Here is a 12,709-nt window from a genome sequence, read left to right as displayed (position 1 = left end):
CCTGTGGTTTGCAAAGCGCTCGAGCGCGGTTGTAAGAGAATCCAACCGGTGGGAAGGGGAAAAGTTCCCTAGAGGGTCATTGTCCCAGATTTCGGAACAAAAGCCGATTTTGTCGGGTTTTCGATGGGCACGCCTACTTAAGCCCGCATGCAGCAAGGAACCGAGAACATGGAAAAACACATCGTCAAAGCCGATGGAAACGGCACGATCGACGTGAACGGCCAGGTATCGCCGGTCACCTACACGGTCAGCTTCAAGGAAGGGAAGGGACATTCCTACGAGGTCGATATCCGCCTGATGGCGCCGCGCGACTGGCTGCTGCGGAGGGGTTTCAAGAGGGATGCCGTGCTTGTCAGCCAGAGCGGCGCCCGCATTCCCGTCTATCACAATGACGGTAGTCGTTACGACGGCGGCAGCCATCACGATGGCGACCATCATGACGACGGCCGCCTCGATCCTGGCGACACGATCTCGATCGAATTGACGGCGCGCGACGACAGCTGCACCAGCGAGGTCGACCTGATGCGCAAATATCCCGAGTTCGACGGTGCGGTTAGGGCGGTTCAGCTTCGGAAAGCTGGACGGCTCTCTTGACCGCCCGGTCGAGCGCAGCTGTGGTGTAGGGTTTCATCAGCAGCACCGAGCCGGAGAAGCGAGCGGCGTCGGGCGGGTCGCTGTCGCCCGTGGCGAAGACCAGGCCGACGGAAGGAAAGGCTTCCCGCGCCTTGGCGGCGAAGGCCGAGCCCGACATGCCGGGCAGGCCGACATCGACGACGATCACGTTGATGAGCGTGTGACCAAGGATATCAATGCCCTGTTCGCCGCTGCCCGCCTCGATGACGTCGTAGCCGAGATCCTGCAGGATTTCGGCGGTATCCATCCGGATGAATGCATCGTCTTCGACGAGCAGCAGCTTCAGCTTTCCGGCCGTGCCGGGAACCTTTGGATCGGGTTGCTTTGCATTGGACACCGGCGCATTGGCCTCTGCCTGGTGGCGTTGCGGCCGGTTGGCGAGCACCTGGCGGATCTTGCGGGCGAGCTCCTCGCGCGTATAGGGCTTGGAGAGCAGCTCCAGGCCTGGATCGAGCCTGCCGCCGTGAACGATTGAGTTTTCCGTATAGCCCGAGGTGTAGAGCACGGCGATGTCGGGCAGGCGCTGTCGCGCCATGCGGGCAAGCTCCGGGCTGCGCAACGGACCGGGCATGACGACATCGGTAAAGAGCAGGTCGATGTGGGCACCGCTTTCAATGACGGTGAGGGCGCTTTGCGCATCCTTCGCCTTCAGCACGTAATAGCCGAGATCCGAGAGCATCTCGACGACCGTGGCGCGAACGCCCTCGTCGTCCTCGGCGACGAGGATCGTTTCGGTCCCACCGGTTGCCGGAAGGTTGTCGGCCGCCGCGGCGCGATCCTCGCTGCGCAACGAGCGGGCGAGGTAGAGTTTGACGGTCGTACCTTCGCCGATCTCGCTGTAAATCTTCACGTGACCGCCGGACTGTTTGACGAAACCGTAAACCATGGAGAGGCCGAGACCGGTGCCCTTGCCTTCCGGTTTTGTCGAAAAGAACGGCTCGAAGGCCTGCTCCATCACCTCTTGCGTCATGCCGGAGCCGGTATCGGTGACGGCGAGCACGACATATTGGCCGGCCTTCACCTCGGGATGGGTGCGGCTGTAGGAATCATCGAGGAAGGCGTTGCCGACCTCGATCGTCAGCTTGCCGACACCACCCATTGCGTCGCGCGAGTTGATCGCGAGATTGAGCAGGGCGTTCTCGATCTGGGCAGGATCGGCGAAGGTGTTCCAGAGGCCGCCGGAGACGATGGTCTCCACTTCGATTTCCTCGCCGAGCGCGCGACGCAGCATGTCATCCATGCCGGTGACCAGGCGGCCGATATTGACGACTTTCGGTTCCAGCGCCTGGCGGCGGCCAAAGGCGAGCAGCTGGCTTGCCAGTCGCGAGCCCCGTTCGACGGCGGCAAGCGCATTCGAAATGCGCTCTCTGGCCCGGCCATTTTCCGCCACGTCCTTGCCGAGAAGCTGCAGATTGCCCGAGATAACCTGCAGCAGATTATTGAAGTCATGGGCAACGCCGCCGGTGAGCTTGCCGATCGATTCCATCTTCTGCGATTGCCGGAGCGCTGCTTCAGCCTGTTGGCGATCCGCGATCTCGGCCGCGACCCGGACCTCGAGCATATCGTTGAGTTTGCGCAGCTGATCTTCCATGTGGCGGCGCTGGTCGATTTCGATTTTGGCGGCACGGAACAGCCGGATATTGTCGATTGCGACCGCCGATTGGCCGGCAAGGCTGACGAGGCTCGCCTCGGCGGCTTGAGAGAAGCGGCCGGGTTCGCCGTGGCCGAAAAACAAGCCGCCGATGACGCTGCCGTCGCGCGATTTCACCGGCACGGCAAGATAGCTTCTGACCGGCAAATGCCCTTTCGGCATGCCGGCATGCGGCGGATTCTGGCCGTAGCGCGGGTCGAGCAGAATGTCGTCGGAGCGCACGATGCCTTCACCGCTGAAGGTCGGCTCAAAGACCTTCGTATTGCGTGGCATCGGGAATTTCTCGAAGTTCTTCCGTTCGACGCCGGAGAGGGCGTAAAGCATGTAGCTGCCGCCCTCGCCATCATCGACATTGTAGAAGAAGGCGCCGAATTCGGCGCCTGTCAGCGTCACACCCGCATCGACGACAATCTGGGTGAGGCGTTCGACATCGGGCTCGACGGTGATAGCGGCGCCCGCCTGGTTGACGACGGCAAGCGCCTCCGATTTGGCGCGCAGTTCTTCCAGCGCCAGCTTCTCGCCCCGCTTGGCCGCCACTTGGTCGGTGACGTCGAGGGTCGCGCAAAGGATGCCGGCGATGGCGCCGTCATCGTCGCGCAGCGGCGTATAGGAGAAGGTAAACCAGGTATCCTCGGTGCGGCCGTCCCGGCGCATCGGGATGAGCAGCTCCTTGAAGAGCTGCGGCCTGCCTTCAAGCGTGCTGGCGACGATCGGCGAGAACTGTTCCCAGATATCCGCCCAAACCTCGCGAAAGGGTCTTCCGAGTGCGCCAGGATGCCGGTCGGGGAAAACAGGCACGTAGGCATCATTGTAGAGAAAGGCGAGATCCGGTCCCCAGGCGACGAATTTCGGCTGACGCGAATTCAACACCATTTCGGCGATATGCTTGAGAGACGCAGGCCAGCTTTCGGCCGGTCCGAGACCGACGGCGTCAAAGGCCGGATGCCGCAACAATTCGCCGATTTTCCCGCCGCCTCTCGGCCAGCCGTTGCCGACGCTTCCCATTCAAAACCGCTTCCCTATCGCCACCGCGCCGGTGCGAGCGGCAGCGATTCAAAGTTCTACAGCATTTCTTGGGCGCCTGAAAAGATGCGCGGCGCCGTAAGGATTCAGCTCGTCCACCGTCAACATAGAGACTTGCGATGGCGGGGAAAGGGTTGGGTTGAAATATGGTTGCCGCTCGGTATTCAGCGCTTTGTCATCGGGGCAAGTTCAGTGCTCGGTCTGCTGCTCGGCGACGACGCTCGCGAGCACCTCGTCGCTGCCGTTAGGGTAGATGGGAAGATCGAGCGTCACCGCCTCTTTCAACCCATCGCGCTCGATCGTGAAGAACTTCCTGATACGTCCTTCCCCGTTCTGCTCGCCGGATGGTTTTGCCTCTTTTGTCGAAACAAGACTGTGCTCGAAGCCCGCGGCGTCGGTCCCGGCGAAGGCCATCGTGCAGCTCTCGACGGGCTTCTCGCCGACCATGCCTCTTCCAACGACCAGGGCTTCGAAGGGCGCCGCGCTGCCCGCCCCGGTTATCCAGCCGTCGAACGCCACCGGCTCCGAAAGAGGAAGAATGCTCAACACCATATCGGCAGCAAGCGCCGGCCATTTGTTTCGGTGGGCGAGGGCGGCCGCGCGATCATACTGCGGCCCGCGGTCCAGACAGCGATCGACGAAACGGTCGAACGAAGACAGACCATCGTCCGCAAGGGCGGTGGTGAAAGGCACGAACGCAATTGCTGCCGAAGCAAGTATAGTCTGAAGTCTTCGCATCGGCCTGATCCTCATCGCGCGTCCAACCAGTTTGCTATCTCGACCGCGGCGACGGCGACGAGCACGAGGCCGGCCAGACCGGCCGTCGCGCGCGAGACAGAGGCAAGCAATTGCGGATGCCTTCTCATCAGATAGGAGATCCTTTCCCGGAAGACCACGGCGCCGCGGGACGAGATGCCGTCGCACTGCAGCCGGGTGATGGCGCAGAGATCAAGCATAGCGATGATCAAGGGCGCGAATGTGGACGGCCAACTCTCAGGACCGACTGCGCCTGCTCGGTTATCAGCCAAGATGTGAGACCCAGGGTCCGTCTTCGGGCGGCGGACCTTCCCCTCACCGGTTTAGTTCGCGACCAGTGGCACAAAAGCCGGGCGGAATCCGGCAGAGCTCAATCCTTGACGGGTTCGCCAAGCGTATGCATCAGGCGGTTCGCCCAGCCGAAGATCGCGGAAGACAGAACAAGGTCAAGGGATTCAAGCTCGGAGAGACCGACTTCGGCGAGATCCTGCGCATCCGCCTTGGTCGCTTGCGGAGGCGTTGTCGACAGGCGGGCGGAGAAGTCGAAGATCGCCTGCAGGTGCTCGTCGAGTTCCGCGCCGAGTTCATCGGCGAAGATCGCGTCGATCACGTCGGTCCGCTTGGTATAGTTGATGAACCGGGACGCGTGGACGGCGGCGCAGTAGACACAGCGATTGACGACAGACGCGGCCGTGGCTCCCAATTCGCGCTCGCCCAATGAAAGCCCGTCCTTCCCATACATGATCAGATTGAATAGTGGGGAGCGGACCGCAAGCGATTCCGGGTCGTGTGCGAGAGTCAAGACATAGGTCGAGATGCCCTTGTTGGATGGCGTGACCTGCATCGCTTCGCGCTGTTCCTCGGTGGCGGTCTCAAGGTCGACCGGTACGACGTAGGGCTCCCAGCGCGGAACCGTGGTGGTGAAGCTGTGAACGACGTCGCTCATTGCCTTGCTCCGATCAGCGCCAATCCTGCGATGACGCGCACCTGGTAGTTCACGAAGGCGGCCAGCTCGGAAAGGCGGACGATGTCGGCATCGCCAACGCCCACGCTTCGCAATGCTTCTATATGGCCACGGGTTGAATCGCGCGGCGCCAGCGTCAGTCGGTCGGCGTGACGGACGATCTCGGCGGTCCGGCCGTCATCCACGTTCGTGCCCGGTTGCGCGAGCAACGCAGTTGACTTTTCTGCGGCGCGTTTGACGAGATCATCGTAGTGATCGGCGAGCGCCTCGTTGCCGTTGTGCCGGGCCATGCGCGCGGCGAGAGCGGCTCTCAGTCCATGCGAAAGGCCGCCCGGATCGCGGGGAAGGAGCACGGCGTCGTGAGCAGCCTCGCTTAGGCGAAGAATCTCGGCACGCTTCTCGATGGCTTCGGCAAGCGCTGAGCCAGGCCTCACGGCGGCAAGAGTTTCGATGAGTGTCAAGGGGAAGCTCCTTTGCATCTCGCGGAGAGCACCAGATAGGCCTCGTCATGATCCATGTCAAATTAGCATGATATTCCGAACTCTATGTGAAATAATTATCTATTCTCCAGTGATTTAATGGAAAACTCATGCTTTAATAACATGAGAGGGAATGGTTGATGTCTTATATGCATAGTAACTCGATCGACATCCGACAGCTCGAGGCCTTCGCGGCAGTAATGTCCGCAGGGAGCGTAACCGGTGCGGCCCGTCTGCTTGGACGTTCGCAGCCAGCAGTTTCCCGGCTGATACAGGACCTCGAGGCCGATCTCGGCTACGCGCTTCTCCATAGAAGCAGCGGGCGCATCCAGCCGACCTCGCGCGGGCTGCGTTTTCATGGCGAGGTGGAACGTCACCTTGCGAGCCTCATCCATATCCGGGAGCGGGCGGAGGCGATCGGCCGCGACGAGCCGGCAACACTGACGATTGCCGCGACGCCGTCGCTTGCGGCAGGGCTCCTGCCGCAGGCACTGGGTGCCCTGCCAGCGGATCTCATTCCTCGCCATCTCCACGTCCAGGCGCTCGCGGCGGAAAACGTGGTGCAGGCAATCGTCGCTCGCTCGGCTGATCTCGGTATATCAAGCCTGCCGCTCGAGCATCCCGGTCTGGAAATTCACTGGATCGCCGAGGCTCCCTGCGTCGTCGCCATTGGTGCAGCCGATCCCCTGGCTGCTGATGAATTGGTTCGTCTGTCGGATATTGCCGATCGCCGAATCATCACCCTTGCCAATCCATACCGCCTGCGTCATCGCGTTGACGAGGCCCTGGAACGCGCCGGAGTCGCTCCGGAACGTATCATCGACGTGAATGCTTCGCTGACAGCGCTTTCGCTCGTCCGCGCCGGATTGGGTGTTGCCATCGTCGAGCCTGCGACCGTCTGTGGCGTGCCAATGGACGGGATCGTCATGCGCAAAGTCGACCAGAAAATTCCCTTCCTGTTCGGCGCGATCTCAGCAGCGGCGCTGCCGCTCACCCCGACGGTCACCGCCGTCATCGAGGCCGCACGCGCGGAGGCCCTGGCAATGCCCGGCTGTCGCCTGCTGGAAGCAAATGGTGCGGATGCGCTGGCTGATACTGTCTATGGGCAAGCCGTCAATTCTGAAGGAGCGCCCACATGAGCGACCTTTCTACGCTTCCCGACAACCTCGCCGCTCTCGAAGAGCGTCTGCGCCAGGACCTCTCGTGGTTGGAATTGCCCTCCAAGGCCTGGGTTCCTGCTCGCGAAGCCGATGGCCAGAAGGTCGTCGACGTTGTCATCATCGGCGGCGGCATGGCGGGCCTCGTTGCGTCCGGAATGCTGAAGCGTCTCGGCGTTGCCAACCATCTCGTCCTCGATAAGGCGATTGCCGGCCGGGAAGGTCCGTGGGTCACCTTCGCGCGGATGCGTACGCTTCGTTCGCCAAAACAGCTTACCGGTCCTGCCATGGGCCTGCCGGCGCTGACCTTCCGGGCCTATTACGAAGCGCGCTTCGGCCGTGCTGCGTGGGACGCGCTCGAGCGCGCGCCTCGCGAGACGTGGATGGAATATCTAATCTGGTATCGGAAGGTGCTGGAGCTGCCGGTGCGCAACGGCATGGCCGTCGATGCGATCCTGCCGCGCGAGGAGGGCATGTTCGACCTCGTCTGCAGCCAGGACGACGCCAAGGAAACGATCATTTGCCGCCACGTCGTGTTGGCAACGGGGCGCGACGGCCTCGGCGGCCCCTACCTGCCCGACATCGCCGAACATATCGACAGAAAATTCTGGTCGCACACCGCTGACGCGATCGACTTTGGGGCGCTGCGCGGCAAGCGGGTTGGCGTGGTCGGCGCTGGCGCGTCGGCGATGGACAACGCGGCGTCCGCGCTCGAAGCCGGTGCCGCGCGTCTCGATATGTTCGTCCGCCGCAAGACGCTGCCGCGGATCAACAAGTTCACTGGCATCGGCAGCCAGGGTGTCGTGCATGGATTTGCAGGACTTCCCGACGAGTGGAAGTGGCGCTTCCTGAACTATGCCATGGGTCAGCAGACGCCGCCGCCACGCCCGAGCGTGCTGCGCGTCAGTTCGTTCGAGCAGGCTCACCTTCATCTCGAGAGCCCAATCAGCGGTCTGCAAGAGCAGGGCGACCACGTCGTTGTAACGACCCCTCGCGCAAGCTATCCGGTCGACTTCCTGATCTTCGGCACGGGCTTCAAGATCGACCTAAGCAATCGGCCGGAACTGGCCGCCCTAGAACCATTCATCCGCCTCTGGCGCGACCGCTTTCCAACGCCGGCCGGGATGGCGAATGCGGAACTCGAAGGTTCGCCCGATCTTGGAGACGCTTTCGAATTTCTCGAGAGGGAACCGGGCTTGTGCCCGGCCCTGTCGAAGGTCCATTGCTTCAATTTCCCGGCAACGCTCAGCCACGGCAAGCTCACAGGCGACATCCCCGCAATCAGCGAGGGCGCGGACCGCCTGGCGCGCGGCATCGTCCGATCGCTCTTCGTCGCGGACCGCGCAAAACACTTCGAAAACCTGCAGGCCTTCGACACGCCGGAACTACTTGGAGACGAGTGGGCCGATGACGATACCGAGGCGCTCTCCGAATTATCTTCCGAAAGGAGCTGAGATCCGAAAATGCTTGAGATCAAGAAGCTGAAGCTGTCCTACGGTAGCACCCACATCCTCAACGGTGTCGATCTGTCGGTGAAACGCGGTGACGTGGTTTCGATCATTGGTCCGAGCGGCACTGGAAAGACGACGCTGTTGAAGTGCATCAATCATCTGGTGAAGCCCGCATCCGGAACGATTGCCTTCGACGATATCCGGATGGACTTCGCGCGCCCGGACAAGGCTGCGGTCCGGGCGATCCGTCTGCGCACCGCGATGGTGTTCCAGCAGTTCAACGTCTTCAAGAACATGACGGTCATCCAGAACGTCATGGATCCGCTTGTCGTCGTGCAGGGCAAGGCGAAGGAGGAAGCCCGCGCCATCGCGCTGCAGGAGCTCGAGCGAGTGGGGCTTTCCGACAAGCTCGACAACTATCCGTCGCAGCTTTCCGGCGGGCAGCTCCAGAGAACCGGCATCGCCAGAGCGCTCGCGGTCAAACCTGATGTGATGCTCTTTGACGAGCCGACCTCGTCGCTCGATCCCGAACTGGTGAATGAGGTTCTCAAGGTGATCAAGGATGTCACGTCCTCCGGCATCACCTCGCTTCTCGTCACGCACGAGATGCAGTTTGCCAAGAACATCTCGAACCGCATCGTCTTCATGGACCGGGGTGTCGTCGCAGCCGACGGCAGTCCGTTCGAAATCTTTGATAGCCCTTCCAACCCGCGCCTCGCTCAGTTTCTCAATTCCGAACGCGCGATCCAGTAAGAAAGGATGCCTGAAATGACTTCCATGAGTTCAATCTCGCGCCGTGGTCTCGGTCTCGCCGTAGCAGGCGTCGCGATCGCCTTCGCAACTGCGTCCTTCGCCGAAGACGTTCGGACGATCAAGATCGCCACCGCGGCGGAATCGAAGCCACTCTCGTGGGGTGCGATCGGCGTCGAACCGCAGGGCTACGAGCCCGACGTCCTGAAGGCGATCAACGCCAAGCTGCCGCAGTACAAGTTCGTGATGGAAGGCGCGGCCGACATCGCGCAGGAAACGGGTCTTGCGACGGGCAAGTACGACGTCGCGACTGGCGGCTACTACCGTGCTCCGGCTCGTGAGAAGCAGTTTCTCATCCCGGAAGCTCCGATCGGCGCCAGCCTGATCAAGATCTACAGCCGCAAGGACAGCGGCATCAAGGAAATGAAGGATCTGGTCGGCAAGAAGATCGTGCCGGTGACGGCAGGCGGCGGCATCTACAAGTTCGCGACGGCCTGGCAGGAAAAGAATCCCGACTACAAGATCGAGATCACCGCTTCGAGCGCAGGCATCCCTTATCCGGACCGTCTGAAGGAAGTCGAGAACGGCAAGTACGATGCGCTCGTCCTTCCGTCCAATCTCGGCGAGCAGACGGTGATCGACGAGCAGAAGCTGAACCTTCAGGCGAGCGAGCCGGTCGCGATCAACAACACCTTCGTGCTGATCCACCGCTCGGAAGAGAACAAGGCGCTCGCCGACGGCTTCGATAAGGCACTGAAGGAGCTCAAGGCCGACGGCACGCTCGCCAAGCTCTCGCAGAAGTGGTTCGGCGAGGACATCACCACATACATGAAGTAACCCCAGGCTTCGAAGCCGGCGACCAGGCCAAAGACTGAAAGAAGGAGCGTTCCCAAGTGGACCTTTCGATAATGATCCCCGAGTTGCTCTCGGCATTGCCGCTGACGCTTGCGATCACATTCACGGCCATGGCCGCCGGCTTCGTGCTGGCATTGATCGCGACGACGTTCCGGGTGCGCAGGATCCCGGTGATCAGCCAGTTGGCCGACCTCTACGTCTCCTATGCCCGCAGCGTTCCCGTCGTCCTTCAGTTGTTCGTCGCCTTCTATGGGCTTCCCGTGCTCGTCGGCCTGTTCGGTATCGGCGACTTCGTCTCGCCGACGATAGCCGCCATGCTGGGCCTCAGCCTCTACCATGGCGGCTATCTTTCGGAGGTCATGCGTCCGGCCTACCTCGCAGTCGAGCGAGGCCAGCACGATGCGGCGGACAGCCTGGGCTACACCTTCCGCCAAAAGCTACTGCGCGTCATCGCTCCGCAGGCCGTCCACATTGCGCTGCCGGGGTATGGCAACTCCATCATCTACCTGATCCACAACGTGGCGCTTGTCATGTACATCGGCGCGGCCGACGTGATGGCGACCGCCCACCTCGTGATGGAGCGGGACTACAACCAATACCAGTTCGAGACCTACCTCGTACTGGCGGTGCTGTACTCGGTCCTTTGCCTCATCGCCTGGGCGGTCGTGAGGTCCTTCGAGCGTCGGTCGGGAAGATATGTGCCCGGCGACGCGACGATCCGTGCCCCGCTGATGGCCAGCGTCTGATCGAGGAGGCAAGGCATGATTTTCGACAGCGAAGTTCTTCTCCCCGACCTTTATGAGATCCTCGGCGCTGTGCCGCTGACGCTTGCCATGGCGCTCGCAATCTTCGTCCTATCGACGATCGTCGGCAGCCTGTTTGCCATGGTCGAGTATCGGAAGATCCCGGTGCTCCGCCAGCTCGTCGTCGCCTACAAGGTCGCCTTCAAAGGCGTGCCCATGGTGATCGTAATCTTCCTTGCCTACTACGGCCTGCCGTCGTTTCTGCAGTTCACGACGTCGCTCGTCGGCATCGACTATAACGGCCACTCCACGCCCAACTGGGTGACCTTGATCGTCGCTCTCACCGCCTGCGTCGCAGCCTTCCAGGCCGAAGTCGTGAAGGGCGCCCTAAATTCTTTCGACACGGGGCAGGCGGACGCCGCCTATTCGCTCGGCTACAAGAAGAGCCAGCTCTTCCGCCGGGTCATGCTGCCGCAGGTGATCGTCGCCGCCATCCCGGATCTCGCCAACTCCTTCATGGTGATCATGAAGGCGCTGTCGCTCGGCTTCGCCATCGAGGTGGTCGACATCTTCGCGCAGTCGCAGCTGACCGCGGCGCTGAACTTCTACTACCTCGAAGCCTTCCTGGTCGCCGTGGTGATCTATATGGTGATCGCCTATGCCGTGACCCAAATCGCCGACAGAACGGAACGAGCTCTCAGAGTCCGGACCTGAGGGGGCATGCGCCCACTGCAGGCAATGCACTTCAGGATTCCTCGGGCGGCTTGAGGTGGCGGAACTGCAGCAACAGCAAGAGGTCGTATATGATCTTTAGGCCGGCACAGATGGCAAGCGGCCAAGCGCGATAGGACGCGGCGAAAAGAGCGCCCGCGAGGGCAGGGCTGGCCGCCGATGCGAGGCTGCGCGGCACCGATGTGAAGCTTGCGGCGGCGGCTCGCTCCGCCTCGGTGACAACAGCCATCACGTAGGAAGACCGGGTTGGCACATCCATCTGCGAAAGCGCGGCCCGAACCAGCAGCAAGGCAAGCACCAACGGCAAGGTGGGGGCGAATGCGGCAAGGGCGAGAGCTACGCTTGATGGAATGTGGGTGAACACCATGGTGTTCACGAGTCCAATCCGCTTCGATAGCCGGGCGGCAACAGGAAACGAAAACGCCGACAGAACACCCGTCCAGAAGAAAAACACTCCAGCCTCGGACAGCGAAAGATCGAATCGTTCGAACAGCCACAGCGCGAGCAAGGACTGCACAACGAAACCTCCAGCGAAGGCATCGAGACTGAAGAGGGCTGCGAGCTTCATGACGATGGCGCGCGAAGGCCCGAGTGCGGATGGCTTGTGCTCTTCGTGCGTCACCGGGCGAGGCGGTATGCAGGCATAAAGAAGGCCCCCGAGAATGCCAACGAGCGCATAGAGAACGAACATCAGCCTGATCGAACTCAGTTGCGTCATCCCGAGCCGGGTCATGACGTCAGGCAGCGCTGCGGCAAGCGCGCCGCCGGCGCTAGCAAGCGCCCCGACGAGGCTGTAGCGCGCGAACATCCTCGTTCGGTCGACGCTGGTCACCTCCCGGGCAAGGACCGCATGTTCAAGCGGGACGAAGATGCTCACGCTGCCTGCCGACGGGTTGATCGTGCCGGCAAACGCGATGGCGAGCAGCAGCGCATAATCGTCGATCATGGGCATGGCGACACCGGTGGCGACCATCAGGCCGGCGGCTGCCAAAAGCAGGCGGCGGAGATCATGATGCGCGCCGAGAAATCCGATGATGATCGTCAAAAGAGCGGATCCGAAGAGGGATGCCGTCGCAATGACACCGACCTGCAGGGGCGAAAATCCAAGAGCAAGGAGATAGACAGGCAACAGGATGGCCACGAAGCCGTCGCCGAAGTCGCGCAAGGAGCGCGCCGCAAAAAGCCAAGTCGCCGGCTGAACGCTTCGCGCCTGTCCCATTGTCCTCGATCTCATCCTGCTTTCCGAAAATCAATTCCGATTTTCGGGCCGACGCGCCAGGCCCACCCTACGTTTTAATCGTGCGTGGGCGCCAGCCGAGAACCGTTATTTCCGCTGCGACGCTGCGAAGGCGCGGCCAATGCCGAAGGACGGCAGTTGCAGCGGGGTGTGGGACTCGCGGAAAACCAGTCCGACCAGGTTATCGACGGCGAGGATGAAGCCGAGCGCCAGACCTAGATAAAGCAGAGCGGCGATGAGCACGAGCGATATTTCCATGGCTCACACCATTTGGATAG

The 12,709-nt window shown here is 61.8% G+C and carries 14 protein-coding genes; 7 read left to right on the top strand and 7 right to left on the bottom strand.

The window, feature by feature from the left end:
• The first annotated feature begins 168 nt into the window (after positions 1 to 168).
• Positions 169 to 594, top strand: a complete 426-nt coding sequence (locus AC13QO_RS06945; RefSeq protein WP_488540259.1) for a hypothetical protein — start codon at positions 169 to 171, stop codon at positions 592 to 594.
• Here AC13QO_RS06945 and AC13QO_RS06940 read toward each other — a convergent pair.
• From AC13QO_RS06940 to AC13QO_RS06920, 5 genes are all read right to left on the bottom strand, one after another.
• A complete protein-coding gene (locus AC13QO_RS06940; RefSeq protein ID WP_488540258.1) occupies positions 554 to 3,289 on the bottom strand; it encodes a hybrid sensor histidine kinase/response regulator in 2,736 nt (911 codons plus the stop codon). The genes AC13QO_RS06945 and AC13QO_RS06940 overlap by 41 nt on opposite strands.
• 207 nt (positions 3,290 to 3,496) lie before the next feature.
• Positions 3,497 to 4,045 carry a hypothetical protein gene (locus AC13QO_RS06935; RefSeq protein ID WP_285195179.1) on the bottom strand — a complete coding sequence of 183 codons (549 nt, stop codon included), beginning with the start codon at positions 4,043 to 4,045 and terminating at the stop codon, positions 3,497 to 3,499.
• An 11-nt stretch (positions 4,046 to 4,056) separates the two neighbouring features.
• Complete coding sequence (locus AC13QO_RS06930; protein ID WP_488540257.1) at positions 4,057 to 4,263, bottom strand: hypothetical protein; 207 nt, start codon at positions 4,261 to 4,263, stop codon at positions 4,057 to 4,059.
• 170 nt (positions 4,264 to 4,433) lie between these two features.
• Positions 4,434 to 5,009, bottom strand: coding sequence for a peroxidase-related enzyme (locus AC13QO_RS06925; protein ID WP_085781035.1), 576 nt, complete (start codon positions 5,007 to 5,009; stop codon positions 4,434 to 4,436).
• A complete protein-coding gene (locus AC13QO_RS06920) occupies positions 5,006 to 5,488 on the bottom strand; it encodes a CMD domain-containing protein (protein ID WP_488540256.1) in 483 nt (160 codons plus the stop codon). Before AC13QO_RS06920 ends, AC13QO_RS06925 begins: the two co-directional genes overlap by 4 nt.
• Positions 5,489 to 5,646: 158 nt before the next feature.
• Between AC13QO_RS06920 and AC13QO_RS06915 the strand changes: the two genes are divergently transcribed.
• Genes AC13QO_RS06915 through AC13QO_RS06890 form a run of 6 tightly spaced genes read left to right on the top strand, consistent with a single transcriptional unit; the run spans position 5,647 to position 11,176 of the window.
• On the top strand, positions 5,647 to 6,645 hold the full coding sequence (locus AC13QO_RS06915; protein ID WP_488540255.1) for a LysR family transcriptional regulator: 999 nt from the start codon (positions 5,647 to 5,649) through the stop codon (positions 6,643 to 6,645).
• Positions 6,642 to 8,117 (top strand): NAD(P)-binding domain-containing protein, encoded by a 1,476-nt coding sequence (locus AC13QO_RS06910; protein WP_488540254.1) that lies wholly within the window; start codon positions 6,642 to 6,644, stop codon positions 8,115 to 8,117. Before AC13QO_RS06915 ends, AC13QO_RS06910 begins: the two co-directional genes overlap by 4 nt.
• 9 nt (positions 8,118 to 8,126) lie before the next feature.
• Positions 8,127 to 8,867, top strand: a complete 741-nt coding sequence (locus AC13QO_RS06905; protein WP_285195185.1) for an amino acid ABC transporter ATP-binding protein — start codon at positions 8,127 to 8,129, stop codon at positions 8,865 to 8,867.
• A gap of 15 nt (positions 8,868 to 8,882) precedes the next feature.
• Positions 8,883 to 9,701, top strand: a complete 819-nt coding sequence (locus AC13QO_RS06900) for an amino acid ABC transporter substrate-binding protein (protein WP_488540253.1) — start codon at positions 8,883 to 8,885, stop codon at positions 9,699 to 9,701.
• 56 nt (positions 9,702 to 9,757) lie between these two features.
• Positions 9,758 to 10,465 carry an amino acid ABC transporter permease gene (locus AC13QO_RS06895; protein WP_183701300.1) on the top strand — a complete coding sequence of 236 codons (708 nt, stop codon included), beginning with the start codon at positions 9,758 to 9,760 and terminating at the stop codon, positions 10,463 to 10,465.
• A gap of 18 nt (positions 10,466 to 10,483) precedes the next feature.
• The gene (locus AC13QO_RS06890) at positions 10,484 to 11,176 is read left to right on the top strand and encodes an amino acid ABC transporter permease (RefSeq protein ID WP_097600899.1); all 693 of its coding nucleotides are present in this window, start codon (positions 10,484 to 10,486) and stop codon (positions 11,174 to 11,176) included.
• 31 nt (positions 11,177 to 11,207) lie between these two features.
• On the opposite strand, the gene AC13QO_RS06885 is transcribed toward AC13QO_RS06890, so the two are convergent.
• Positions 11,208 to 12,413, bottom strand: a complete 1,206-nt coding sequence (locus tag AC13QO_RS06885; protein WP_488540339.1) for an MFS transporter — start codon at positions 12,411 to 12,413, stop codon at positions 11,208 to 11,210.
• 105 nt (positions 12,414 to 12,518) lie between these two features.
• Positions 12,519 to 12,689 carry a hypothetical protein gene (locus tag AC13QO_RS06880; protein WP_198175570.1) on the bottom strand — a complete coding sequence of 57 codons (171 nt, stop codon included), beginning with the start codon at positions 12,687 to 12,689 and terminating at the stop codon, positions 12,519 to 12,521.
• Between the last annotated feature and the right edge of the window lie 20 nt (positions 12,690 to 12,709).

This window comes from Rhizobium sp. CNPSo 3670, assembly GCF_057784555.1.
This window is presented reverse-complemented; position numbering and strand designations above follow the sequence as displayed.